Annotated in this window: 13 protein-coding genes; all 13 read left to right on the top strand. The window is 40.6% G+C overall.

Annotated features, from left to right (window positions below; genetic code table 11):
• Positions 1-72 precede the first annotated feature (72 nt).
• The 13 genes from AC1DOV_RS07145 to bioA all read left to right on the top strand — a co-directional run bounded on the left by AC1DOV_RS07145 (position 73) and on the right by bioA (position 13,180).
• Positions 73-732 carry a type 1 glutamine amidotransferase domain-containing protein gene (locus tag AC1DOV_RS07145; RefSeq protein WP_477509788.1) on the top strand — a complete coding sequence of 220 codons (660 nt, stop codon included), beginning with the start codon at positions 73-75 and terminating at the stop codon, positions 730-732.
• Between the two features lie 35 nt (positions 733-767).
• On the top strand, positions 768-1,667 hold the full coding sequence (locus AC1DOV_RS07140; protein WP_477509787.1) for an NAD-dependent epimerase/dehydratase family protein: 900 nt from the start codon (positions 768-770) through the stop codon (positions 1,665-1,667).
• Between the two features lie 112 nt (positions 1,668-1,779).
• Entirely contained in the window at positions 1,780-2,019 is a 240-nt protein-coding gene (locus AC1DOV_RS07135; RefSeq protein WP_477509786.1) for a hypothetical protein, read from the top strand.
• 97 nt (positions 2,020-2,116) lie between these two features.
• Positions 2,117-2,950, top strand: a complete 834-nt coding sequence (locus AC1DOV_RS07130) for a histidine racemase CntK family protein (RefSeq protein WP_441884039.1) — start codon at positions 2,117-2,119, stop codon at positions 2,948-2,950.
• A gap of 26 nt (positions 2,951-2,976) precedes the next feature.
• Positions 2,977-3,771 (top strand): class I SAM-dependent methyltransferase, encoded by a 795-nt coding sequence (locus AC1DOV_RS07125; protein WP_477549562.1) that lies wholly within the window; start codon positions 2,977-2,979, stop codon positions 3,769-3,771.
• Between the two features lie 30 nt (positions 3,772-3,801).
• Positions 3,802-5,106, top strand: a complete 1,305-nt coding sequence (locus AC1DOV_RS07120; RefSeq protein ID WP_477549561.1) for an opine metallophore biosynthesis dehydrogenase — start codon at positions 3,802-3,804, stop codon at positions 5,104-5,106.
• A 44-nt stretch (positions 5,107-5,150) separates the two neighbouring features.
• Positions 5,151-6,767 (top strand): staphylopine-dependent metal ABC transporter substrate-binding lipoprotein, encoded by a 1,617-nt coding sequence (cntA, locus tag AC1DOV_RS07115; protein WP_477549560.1) that lies wholly within the window; start codon positions 5,151-5,153, stop codon positions 6,765-6,767.
• Between the two features lie 95 nt (positions 6,768-6,862).
• Entirely contained in the window at positions 6,863-7,795 is a 933-nt protein-coding gene (gene opp1B, locus AC1DOV_RS07110; RefSeq protein WP_477549559.1) for a nickel/cobalt ABC transporter permease, read from the top strand.
• Positions 7,796-8,692, top strand: coding sequence for a staphylopine uptake ABC transporter permease subunit CntC (cntC, locus tag AC1DOV_RS07105; RefSeq protein ID WP_477549558.1), 897 nt, complete (start codon positions 7,796-7,798; stop codon positions 8,690-8,692).
• A gap of 4 nt (positions 8,693-8,696) precedes the next feature.
• Positions 8,697-9,503: a staphylopine uptake ABC transporter ATP-binding protein CntD gene (gene cntD / locus AC1DOV_RS07100; protein WP_477549557.1), complete on the top strand. Its 807-nt coding sequence runs from the start codon at positions 8,697-8,699 to the stop codon at positions 9,501-9,503.
• A gap of 3 nt (positions 9,504-9,506) precedes the next feature.
• Positions 9,507-10,241, top strand: coding sequence for an ABC transporter ATP-binding protein (locus AC1DOV_RS07095; protein WP_477549556.1), 735 nt, complete (start codon positions 9,507-9,509; stop codon positions 10,239-10,241).
• Positions 10,242-10,299: 58 nt separating this feature from the next.
• The gene (gene cntE, locus AC1DOV_RS07090) at positions 10,300-11,487 is read left to right on the top strand and encodes a staphylopine family metallophore export MFS transporter CntE (RefSeq protein ID WP_477549555.1); all 1,188 of its coding nucleotides are present in this window, start codon (positions 10,300-10,302) and stop codon (positions 11,485-11,487) included.
• Positions 11,488-11,857: 370 nt separating this feature from the next.
• Positions 11,858-13,180 (top strand): adenosylmethionine--8-amino-7-oxononanoate transaminase, encoded by a 1,323-nt coding sequence (bioA, locus tag AC1DOV_RS07085; protein ID WP_477549607.1) that lies wholly within the window; start codon positions 11,858-11,860, stop codon positions 13,178-13,180.
• The last annotated feature ends 3 nt before the right edge of the window (positions 13,181-13,183 follow it).

The following is a 13,183-nucleotide window of genomic DNA, read 5'->3' as shown; positions in this document are numbered from 1 at the left end:
ATTTGTTTTATATATGAACTGAGCCTTAAAATAAAGAAGCAGCAGAATAAAAAATAATGGAGGCTAAATATTATGTCAAAAGAAGTGCTGATCGTTGTTACGAACCATTCCGATATTCATGAAGGAAAAAAGACCGGCATATGGCTTTCAGAGTTCGCCGAAGCATATATGGAGTTTACGGCTCAAGGATATAAAGTAACGGTTGCAAGCCCGCTTGGAGGAATCGGCCCAATTGATCCTGGAAGTGTTGATGCTAACACTCCGCAAGAAATATTGAATGCACAGAAATATTTGGAGAACACTATAAAACTGGATGAAGTATCTGCTGAAGGGTTCGACGCTATATTTTTGCCTGGCGGTCATGGAACGATGTACGACCTACCGCATGACGAAAACCTGAAGAGGCTGCTGCGTGATTTTTATGAACAAGATAAAATTGTAGCTGCTGTATGTCACGGTCCTGCGGGGCTGGTTGGTGTAACTTTGACAAATGGACAACCGCTTGTAGCGGGTAAAAGAGTCAATGCATTTACAGATCGGGAGGAAGCCCAAACGACGCTGGACAAGCATCTGCCTTTCTTGCTGGAGAGCAAGCTTCGTGATCTAGGAGCAATATTCGTGGCAGCGCCGAACTGGTCTACTCATTACGAGGTGGACGGCAACCTCATTACTGGTCAAAACCCGCAATCTACGCTTGCTGTAACGAAAGCCGTTATTGAAAAGTTATCTTAATTTAAGTTATACAACATGATTGAGGAGGGATAGTTATGAAAGTGTTTGTTACAGGAGCTTCAGGCTATATTGGTGGATGGGTGGCCAAAGCTTTGCTTGATGCGGGGCATACCGTCTACGGTCTGGTTCGTAATCCCGATAAGGTGGAAGCATTAAGGGAAATCGGTATAGAGCCTATACTTGGAACGTTGGATGATACAGATACTCTAACGAAGTATGCCAAACTCAGCGACGCAGTTATTCATACGGCCGATTCTGATCATTTAGTGGCAGTTGAGACTTTTATTGCTGCGCTGCGCGGAAGCGGGAAACCATTTCTGCATACTTCGGGTTCGAGTGTGGTTGGGGATGATGCCCGCGGCGATACAGCGAGCGAACATATTTTTGACGAGGAAACGCCGTTTGTGCCTATGGATATTAGGGAAAATCGCGTAGCGATCAACAACCTCGTGCGCAGGGCTGGAATTGAGGATTGGGTGAGAGGCATCGTGATTGTCCCGTCTATGATCTATGGTGATGCATTAGCATTGCCTGTGGAAAGCGATCAATTGCCTCAAATTATTCGCAAGTCGCGTGAGCTGAAAGGTGGCGTTCACGTTGGTAAAGGCGTAAACCGCTGGTCCAATGTACACATCAAGGATTTGGTTCAGCTGTATGTGTTGGCACTTGAAAAAGCACCTTCCGCATCGTATTTCTTTGCCGAAAATGGGGAGGAATCGTACGGGGACATCGCCAAATCGGTCAGTGAGGCGCTAGGCTTTGGCGGCAAGACGATAAGCTGGTCCGCAGACGAGTCGATTGCAGAGATTGGGGATTGGGCGCGTTTTGCCATCGCTTCAAACAGCCGTGTACGTGCGGCTCACGCAAGAAATTTACTTGGCTGGGCCCCTAAGGAAGAATCACTGCTTAGCTGGATAAAAAACAATTTACAATAGTAAGTCAGTAGAGAATTTTAAGAGCATCAACAAGGGAGGAGCTCCCGTTAATCAGAGCACTTTCATCCAATCGAGGACAGAAGAAAAAGGTTAATGGGAGGGAATTGTTCCTTTGTTATTGGATTTAAAGCTGGGAGCGGGGAATGGAAAATATTCTTTTGCACTATTTTGGATTGTAAGCCGCCTTTTTAGGTGGCTTTTTCTTTTTGAAAAACATAAAATTCCGCGCAACCGCTGTTTAGTAGGGTCAAATAGTATTGAAAAACCAAAAAAAACCAAAATCAATATTGACACGGTTCAACATCATGCTATAATCAATCCTGTGAGTGATAATCGTAATCATTACATTTAAAACAATGTTATATCGTAATAATTACACTTTATAGCTTGGGAAACTCTACACATTAAAGGAATACCAATAAAAAATTGGAGGGTTGAGGGTAGTTGTGATGAAACAGGAAATAGATTTTATTAAATTTAATCCAACACAAAATATGACGATTTTAGTTAAATCGAATCATCCTGTTGATGAGTATAAGCATATTGCAACAAAAATGATGTCCTATGACAACGTGAATGCGGAGCAAGTAGGTTTTATCGAAAAATCGAATAAAAAAGAAGCGGATGCACATTTGATCATGGCTGGAGGTGAGTTTTGCGGGAATGCGTGCATGTCATTGGCAGCTTTTATTGCGTCAGAAAAAGGGTTGGATCAGGATGCCTTGGCGGAATTACGATTAGAGGTATCAGGAACAGATAAATTAATCATATGCCAGGTAAGAAAAATGGCAGATGAATATTTATGTCAAGTTGCTATGCCAGTTCCTAACAAGATAGAAAAGAGAACGATTAAACATGACGGTTGCGATCTGGATGTTATTCTAGTGAGTTACCAGGAGTTTACTCATATTGTGATAGAAGTAGAGCAATTTGATAAATGGAATAGAGATAAAGCGCAAAGATTAGCTAAATTATTTGGATCAACTTTAAAAGCAAACTTGGTTGGCATTTTATTGTATAAATCACAATCTGCTGAATTAGCTCCGCTGATTTATGTTCCGCATCTAGACAGTATGATCTGGGAAAGGGGATGCGGTTCAGGTACTGCTTCATTGGGTGCTTATCTAGCATGGAAAAATAAGAAGGGAGTTGTTGCACAAATAAAACAACCCGGTGGCACGATTAAAGTAATGGCGGATTGTTATAAAGAAGTACTTGCTAGTCTTAAAATTGAAGGATCTGTTGGAATTGTTGCGCAGGGCAAAGCTTTTATAGAAGTGTAGTGATTTTTTATAGCAGGGGGAAAACAATGAATAAGGTGGAGAGTTTTCAAAATAAATTGATTGAATTTTCAGAAAAATTTGATCGTTTAGCAGGTCGATATGATCATACGGTTAACAATAGCTCGGAGTTGGAAAATTTAATAGATGAATATTCGAAATTCGTAACAAACAGAAGTAACCATGAAGCTTGGGATCTACTTGGACATCATGATTCCAATGAGTTTCTTCAACTTGTGATGGATTTGAGAAGAAAATCGGCATTTTGCGTTGCGATTATGGAGAAATATCGTGCATTAAAGCTTCATGAAGGAAATGCTGAGATAACCGATTATTTCAAAAACATAGAATCGTGCATCGAAGAAGAATTTGGGAGCTTCCAACTATCCTCGGATTCAAAAGTGTTATTAATAGGCTCAGGTGCATTTCCGATGACGCCCATTTTGATTGCGAAGCGCACTGGAGCGGAGGTCGTTGGCTTAGATATTGACGATGAAGCTATAGAGCTTGGAAGGAGCGTTGTGGAGAAATTTAGCAGCGGCTTGAATATTCGATTAGAGAATAGGCTGGTGGAAAATCTTGATTTTACGAAACAGGCGTCCCATATCATTTTTAGCTCAACCGTTGAAAATAAATATGACATATTGGATCAGCTCTATTCATTGACCAATAAGCATGTCGTTGTGGCAATGAGATATGGAGAACAAATAAAATCATTATTCAATTTTCCGCTGAAAGAGGTGAATGCTCAAAAATGGAGGTTGGTTGAACAGGTAAGACGTCCAGATCATTTGTTTGATATTGCATTGTACCAAAAAGCATAGTGTGTTTTTTTATTAGGAAGGAAGGCATTTATGGGTGATTTCAAACATGTTTTGCTGTTAGGCACGGGACCAGCTACGATTCAACTCGCTGTGAATCTAAAAAAATGTTGGGATTGCCGTATAGCGATAGTAGGGAGAGAATCCGTACGTTCTGAGTCATTTTTTGATTCGATTAAACAGAGCAATCAACGTATACGTGTAAGCATTCAGAATGAGAAGCATCGTGCTATGGAGGGTGAATGTTTTGTAGATCACGTATTTAAAGGGTACGAAACGATTACAGGTGAGTGGGATACCCTTATATTTGCTGTCACAACGGATGCCTATATCGAAGTGTTGAAACAAATCGATCCTAAGCTTCTAAGGAAAGTAAAGAGCATGCTATTAATTTCACCGACGTTGGGCTCGAATAACTTAATTCGCCATTATATGAATGATTATAATCCGAGTACGGAAATTATTAGTTTTTCCACCTACTTTGGTGATACAAGATGGATGCATGCGAGACCTACAAATCATGCCCTAACGACAGCGGTCAAGAAAAAAATTTTTATAGGCTCTACAAAGTACCCATCTCCTAATGTTGAAGAACTCTGTAAAGCATACAAACAATTAGGTATTGCGGTAGACATAATGGAATCGCCGATTGAAGCAGAAACAAGAAATATTTCGTTATACGTTCATCCGCCGCTCTTTATGAATGACGTTTCATTAAGCACGATATTCGGGGATCGAGAAACCATAAAGTATGTTTATAAAATTTATCCTGAAGGGCCAATTACACCATTACTCATTCGTGAGATGTTGGCCCATTGGAAAGAAATTATGAATATTATCAGTAAGCTACATATAAAAGGTATAAATTTACTTAAATTTATGACGGATGACAATTATCCGGTAAGACTCGAAAGTTTATCACGTCATGATATAGATAATTTCCCCACGTTCGAAACTATTCATCAAGAGTATTTGTTGTATATCCGTTACACCTCGCTATTGATCGATCCTTTTTCTGAACCAGATAAGGATGGGAAATATTTCGACTTTTCTGCAGTCCCTATCAGAAAGATGTTCATCAATAGGGAAGGTGATTTGGATATTCCAAGAATGCCAAAGGAGGATTATTATCGTCTGAAAATCATTCAGGGAATTGCAAAATTTATAGATTCGAGCTGCCCTACCATCGATAAATTCATACTTACCTATGAGAAAAAATTGGAAGAAGTTGCTCAATCCCATAAGGAAATTAGGTTATCTGCTGCATTTGCTGTTCAAAGCTTTGAAGAGGACTTGAACAGAATTTGTAATGAAATTAGTAAATATTTAAAAGCGTAATTGTTGAAATCATAATGAACTTATATTTTTTAGGAGGAAATATTGTGAAAAAAGGAAATTTGCTTGTTGTTGTTTTATCCATGCTGATGCTTTTAATTGTGCTGGCAGGCTGCAGCGACGTCAAGGATGCGAAATCGAAATCAACAAATAAGGAAAAGAAAACAGAACTCGTGTATGCATCGGCCAAAGACATTAATGATATGAATCCACATCTTTATACAGGTTCAATGCCAGCACAAGGAATAGTGTACGAATCTTTAGTCGAAAACACAAAGGAGGGAATCATGCCTTTACTGGCTGAAGCATGGGAAATTTCTGAAGATGGCAAAATATATACCTTTCATTTGAGGAAAGATGTGAAGTTCCATGATGGTGAACCTTTTAACGCAGAGGCTGTAAAGCAAAATATTGAAGCGGTACAACATAATAAAGAAAAGCATACTTGGATCAAGCTGTCGACAAAAATAGTAAGCGTTAAAGCGTTAGATGAATATACAGTTGAACTCACACTGTCTGAATCCTATTATCCAACCTTAGTTGAATTATCCATGACTAGGCCGTACGTATTCATCTCCCCTAAAAACTTTATGGATGGAGAAACGAAAAATGGCGTAAACGGCTACAATGGCACAGGACCATATAAGCTTACGGATCATAAAACCGATAAGTATGCTTCGTTTGAAGCGAATGATGCATATTGGGGCGGCGTTCCTAACATTAAAAAAATTACGTCTAAAGTTCTCCCAGCGGGGGAGACGACATTCCTAGCTTTGCAAAAGGGTGAAGTGAACTTTGTGTTCACTGACGATCGTGGTGCAGACAGTATCGATGTTGAAGCGATGGAACAATTAATCGAAACAGGCAATTATAAGCTTGTTAGAAGTGAAGCGATGAACACAAAAATGATCGTGGCCAACAGCAGTAAATCCGATTATCCCGTAAGTGAAAAAGCTGTTCGTGAAGCCATCTGGCACTCTATTGATAGAGATACGATTAGTAAGGATATTTTTAATGGGACTGAATCAGCAGCCCATTCCCTATTTTCTGCTAACGTCAATTATGCGAATGTCGATTTGAAGAAACGAGACTATGATTTGGAAGCAGCGAAGCAACTATTGGAAGGTGCAGGATGGAAACTGGAGAAAGGCGCTGCTGCTAGAGTAAAGGATGACAAAAAATTAGCAATCCAATTATATTATGACAGCAATTCTTCTTCCCAAAAAACGCAGGCTGAATTTATTCAAAGCTCTTTGAAGGAGATAGGTATTCAATTGGAAATTATCGGTGAGGAATCAACCTCAATCGCCAAAAGAAGATCAACCGGAGATTATGATTTATTATTCAATCAAACATGGGGACTAGCTTATGATCCGCAAAGCACTATCTCTGCTTTTACTTCTGAGAATGCTTATTTGCATACAACAAGCGGAATTGCGGAAGCAAGTGAGCTTTACAAGAAAATTGATGCGGTCATGGTATCCAAGGATGAGGCTGCACGGAAATCGTTATATGCTGATATTATGACAATCGTTCATGACGAAGCTGTCTTTATTCCAATCTCGAATGGCAGTGTCACTATCGTGGCGCCAAAAGAAATAAAAGATATCACGTTTAAACAAACACAATTTGAGCTGCCATTCGAGCGAATGAGCTTTGAATAGAACGGGGAAAATTAAAGGGGAGGATTACTCCCTTTTTTATTTTGAGTAAAGAAGGTTAGAGTCATTTGATATTTTTGTAGAAAGGAGATTTTTATATGGCAAGGTACATCATTAGAAGGCTATTGTTAGCAATCCCTCTTCTTTTAATTATTTCATTTATAACGTTTATATTCATTAATCTCTCTCCCCAAGATCCGGCCCAGTTGATATTGCAAGCGCAAGGCATACCCAATATAACAAATGATTTAATTGCTCAGACGAAAGAAGAACTTGGCTTGAACCAGCCATTTATCATTCGTTATTTACATTGGGTCGTTGCCTGCATGCAACTAGACTTTGGAGATTCATATGTCACAGGAAAACCGATTTGGTCATTGGTAGGCCCAGCTTTACTGAATACGTTGAAGCTAACGCTGGTTTCATCTATCGTTGTTATTGTTTTGTCCATCCTATTGGGGGTGCTTAGTGCATTAAATGAAGGGAAAATGATAGACAAATCAGTAAGGGGCATCTCATTTTTATTAACATCCATGCCGTCATACTGGCTTGCAGCTATTTTAATTTGGTATATATCCGTTAAATTGGATTTACTGCCTACGAGCGGAATGGATTCGTATAAAAGCTATATTTTGCCGGTAACTGTGATTGCGATAAGTTATGCAGGGATTTATTTTCGAAACGTCAGAAGCTCGATGATAAGCAATCTAAATGAAGACTATGTTCTATATGGCAGGGCATCTGGCTTGTCTGAGAAAAAAATTACGATGCATATATTAAGAAATTCCTTGCAGGTTGCCATTTCGATATTCGGTATGGCTATCCCGATTATTTTAGGAGGCACCGTCGTTGTTGAAAATGTTTTTGCGTGGCCAGGGTTAGGCAGTTTAAGTATAAGATCGATTTTGAGCAGAGATTTCCCTGTGATTCAAGCCTATGTTCTGATAGTGGCAGTCGCATTTGTACTATTTAATACCGTATCGGACATCGTAAATGCCGCTTTGAATCCTAAAATGAGGAAGGAGATCTAGATGAAACGATTAAAAAACATAAGCGAAGATAAAATAGGCAGCTTATCCTTAATCGTTATTGCTGCAACGCTTATTGTCGGATTATTTCCTTCTTTTTTTGCCCCGCACGATCCTAACGAAGTCAAGATGAGCGTAAGATATGCGACCTCGTCCTGGGAATACCTGCTCGGGAACGATCACTTGGGGAGATGTATTCTATCCCGATTAATTTATGGGATTCGTCCCAGTGTCTTGTGGGTATTGGCAGCATTAGCGATATCGATAGGGATAGGTGCTTTATTAGGCTTTATCGCGGGTTACTTTAGAGGAAAAGTAGATGCCTTTATTATGCGAATTTGCGATATCATGCTTTCTTTCCCGCTATATGTTATGACACTGGCGATAGTCGGCATTTTAGGCGTAGGTCTTGAAAACATTTTGATAGCGTTTGTTGTTATGAAATGGGCATGGTTTGCTCGGGTAATCAGAACGTCTGTGATGCAGTATTCCGAACTTAATTATGTCAAATTTTCCAAAGCATCTGGCATCAGCAATACGAAAATTATTTATAAGCACATGATTCCGGTTACATTTGCGGACATAACAGTCATATCGAGCAGCGCGATCGGTTCGATGATTTTGCAAATATCGGGGTTTTCGTTTCTAGGATTAGGCATTCAAGCGCCCGACGCGGAATGGGGAATGATGCTGAATGAAGCGCGGGAAGTTATGTTTACAAGACCTGAGCTCATGTTAGCCCCAGGCATAGCTATTATTATTATCGTTTCGGCATTTAATTTCTTGTCAGATGCCCTTCAGGTTGCATTGGATCCGAAGTTAATGAGGTCTAATTCTATGCTTCAAGAGAAACGAATCGGGACCAAAAAAAGTTTTCGCGAAAAAGAGGTGGCAGATTAGAGCCATGAATGTATTAGAGGTGAAAAACTTAAAAGTATGGGATATGAAAACGGATCATGTGATCATTCATAACAGCTCATTCGAGTTAAAGCAAGGCAGCTGCCTCGCTATAGTAGGGGAAAGCGGGAGCGGCAAGTCTGTCACCAGCAGGTCGATTATGGGGTTGAATAAAGGCTGGCTGCGCCAAGCTGGAGATATCATATTTAAAGGTGAACATCTAAATCATCTTTCTGAACATGAAATGAGGAAAAAAAGGGGAAAGCAGCTATGTATGATTATGCAAAATGGGATGAGTGCATTTGACCCTTCATGTGTGATCGGCATTCATTTGAAGGAAACCCTTTATGAACATTTCGGCTGGAGTACGAACGAAATCGTAGAAAAAATGAAAAAAGCTATGGCAAGGGTGATGTTGAACAATCCGATCGAAGTGATGAATAAGTATCCGCATCAGCTATCGGGGGGCATGCTGCAGCGAGTTATGATTGCGCTCGCATTAGTACTGGAGCCTGACATTATTATCGCAGATGAGCCAACAACAGGTCTGGATACCATTTCACAATTTGAAGTGATTGAACAATTTATGCAATTGCGTGAGCGAATGGGCTGCTCGATGATCTTTATTTCTCATGACCTCGGCGTTGTAAAAAAAATGGCTGATGACGCTTTGGTTATGAAGGATGGAGAGATTGTCGAACAAGGGAGCATCCGAGCTGTTTTTTCAGAACCAGTGCATGAATATACAAAATATTTGTTGTCTACTAGATTGGCGCTGAGTAATCATTTTAAGCTGATCATGGGGGAGGGTTGAACAATGCTGAAAATTGATCATGTGGATAAATCGTATGAAAAAGGCGGGTTTTTTTCGAAAAAGAAACAAAAAGTGTTAAATGATATTAGTTTTGAATGTGGAGCGGGCGAATGTCTCGGTATTATTGGAGAGAGCGGAAGCGGAAAATCAACATTAGGGCGTTTGTTATTAGGCATTGAAAAGCCTGACCGAGGCAGCGTTTTATTTGATGGCAAGAGTGTAGGGGATAGAAAAGTGCGCTTTGGCAACATTAGCGCGGTATTTCAAGACTATAAGTCGTCCATTAACCCTTTTTTTACGGTCGAAGAAGCCATTATGGAGCCAATAAAAAGGTATAAAAAAAAACATAGTATGGTTGATACGCTGTTAAATCAAGTTGGATTACATCCATCCTATAAAATAAAATATCCACATGAATTATCGGGCGGAGAGGTACAGAGGGTATGTATTGCAAGAGCCATCTCCACAGAACCAAAATGCATTGTGTTAGATGAAGCAATCAGCTCATTAGACGTATCTGTTCAAACCCAAGTGCTTGATTTATTAAAAGATTTAAAAAAAATGTACAACATGAGTTATGTATTTATCACACATGATATACAGGCTGCGGCCTATATTTGCGATAGAGTCATTATTTTTAGAGATGGTCAAATTGAAGAAATAGTGAGAATCGAACAATTAAAAGACGTCAAGTCGGAATATGCGAAAAAATTGTTGCAGATGCTTATCACTTTTTAGCTGAATGAGTTTTGGAGAATTGGATATTTGCATGCAGAAGTTAGGAGGAAGGGAAGTTGTGAGTGGAGCATTATCTTGGCCTTTTATACGATTGTATATGCTGGCTCTTCTTTATTTCAGCGGCAATTCCATATTAAATGTCATTATACCTTTGCGTGGAGAGTCACTCGGAGCCAGCAACACAACGATCGGTTTAATCATGGGGGCGTATTTGTTCACAACCATGTTCTTTCGACCGTGGGCAGGCCGAATTATTCAAATGCACGGACCGATAAAAGTGCTGCGCATTATTCTTATCGTCAATGGTTTTGCTTTAATCCTCTATACAATTACGGGTTTAGAGGGTTATTTAATTGCCCGTATTTTACAAGGAGTTTCAACCGCTTTTTTCTCAATGGCATTGCAGATTGGCATCATTGATTCACTGCCAGAGAAGGATCGCTCCCAAGGCATTTCACTTTATTCTTTATTTACGTATATGCCAGGTATCCTTGGTCCTGTTCTGGCTTTGGGTATTTGGCAAACGGGGGATATGAATTATTTTACGATGGTCATGATTGCGATTGCGATCTTTACGGGGGTGTTCGGCTATGGCACCAAAATGGATCAAGGAAGCGACCAGACTGCTGCAAATCAGACCGAGCAGTCAGAAAGTATGTTTAAATCCTTCGGTCAGTTAGTAACTAACCCAATCTTGTTTAAGTGCAGCATGTTGATGTTAGTAGCTTCAATGGTATTTGGAGCAGTTACCACCTTTATTCCTTTATACGCTTCGGAATTAAAAAACGGCAATGCAGGAATCTATCTAATGCTTCAAGCAGGTACCGTTGTTTTGGCTCGTTTTGCTTTAAGAAAAAAGATTCCTTCGGACGGTAGATGGCATTCATCGTTTATGATGGGGAATATGCTCCTTTTGACATTGGCGGCGCAATGCGTGAGCTTTTCTGTAACGGGAGGAGCTTTTTTTTTCTATGCGGGTTCCATTTTAATGGGAACGGCTCAGGCTCTCATCTATCCTACGTTAACAACCTATTTAACATTTGTTTTGCCGCAGAAGAGCCGCAATGTGTTAATCGGACTTTTTATTGCTATGGCTGATTTAGGAATTTCACTGGGCGGCGTTATTATGGGGCCAATAGCTGATCTCACCTCATATTCTATGATGTATATGATCTGTGCTGGCTTAGGTGCGACGATGATCATCCTTGCTTATGATCGAGGGAAAATGTCTGTTCGACAACGATAGCAGGGCTTGAAAATATTTATTATTCTTACACATGTGCAAGCTAAAAAAACATTAAATCATATTTCATAATTTAAAAAATCGACCCTTTTGTGATCCAAGCAGAAGGGTTTTTGTTGTTTCTATTTTAGTATTTTTTCGAGTAGCTGAACAAAAGTATAATTCTATATTTTGTTATTATTCATGAGGCTTTCGGTTGCTTCCTCGCGGTGTTAATCTTCAATCTTTCATTTTGTATTCTCTTTACAGAGGAGTGCAGGTCTGCTAGAATAGCAAAATCCGATTGTTAACCTTGATTTAATATTTTAGGTTAACAATTAAAAATAATGGATGGTGATCATTTGTGATAACAGATTTCGAACGGCTTGCTGCCATGAATAAGAACCACCTATGGCATCCTTTTACTCAAATGAAAGATTACAATAACGCTGATCCACTCATTATTGAACGCGGAGAAGGCATCAAGCTATATGACGTCCAAGGACGCGCATATTATGACGGTTTCTCATCCGTCTGGCTTAACGTACATGGACACAACGTGCCGGAGCTAAATCAGGCGATTACAGAACAGTTAGGGCGAGTGGCCCATTCCACCCTTCTTGGTATGGCTAATGTTCCGGCAATTGAGCTTGCAGAAAAATTGGTGGAAATTACACCGGAAGGACTAAACAAAGTATTTTACTCCGATTCAGGAGCAACCGGTGTCGAGATCGCGATCAAGATGGCGTTTCAATACTGGCATAACAAGGGGATACAAGGTAAGACGAAGTTTGTAACGATGAACCAAGCGTACCATGGCGATACAATTGGCGCGGTGAGCGTCGGTGCCATTCCTCTGTATCATGACACTTTTCGCCCCATGTTATTTTCTTCTTACACCATTCCATATCCCTATGCTTATCGTCATGCAGGCGGTGAGACGCAGGCACTGGAAGAGACGTTAGCGTCACTGCTTCATTTGCTTGAGACAAAGTCGGATGAAATCGCGGCACTTATTGTGGAGCCGATTGTGCAAGGGGCTGGGGGCATCATCGTTATGCCTTCAGGCTGTTTACGCCAGATGGCTGCGTTGTGCCGTGAGTATGGCGTATTGCTCATTGCTGATGAGGTGGCGACTGGTTTCGGTCGGACAGGCGCGATGTTTGCTTGTAATCTCGAAGATGTTTCACCTGATTTGATGGTGGTTGGCAAAGGGCTGACCGGTGGGTATTTGCCTGTAGCAGCGACACTTGCAACTGACGAGTTGTATGAAGCGTTTTATGCTGATTACGAAGAGCAGAAAACATTTTTCCACGGTCATTCTTATACCGGCAACCCGCTTGGCTGTGCCGTTGCTTTGGCAAGCTTAAAGCTGTTTGAAGAGCGTAATATGATCGAAGGAGTAAGAGCAAAGGCGTCGTTTGTCCAGCAAAAGCTCGCAGCGCTAAAGGATTGCCTGCATGTCGGTGAAATCCGGCAAAAAGGACTAATGATCGGAATAGAGCTGGTTCGCGATAAGGTTTCACGAGAGCCGTATGACTGGGCAAATCGAATTGGAGTTCGCACAACCTTGCGGGCAAGAGAGCTCGGAATGTTAACACGGCCGCTTGGCAATGTGATCGTCTTTATTCCTCCGCTCTCGAGTAATGAAGATGAACTGGATGCTATGACAAATATTTTGATGGAATCGATACTTCACGTCACCGAAGGGGAATGATTT

Source organism: Paenibacillus sp. 01T47, from assembly GCF_056398245.1.
This window is presented reverse-complemented; position numbering and strand designations above follow the sequence as displayed.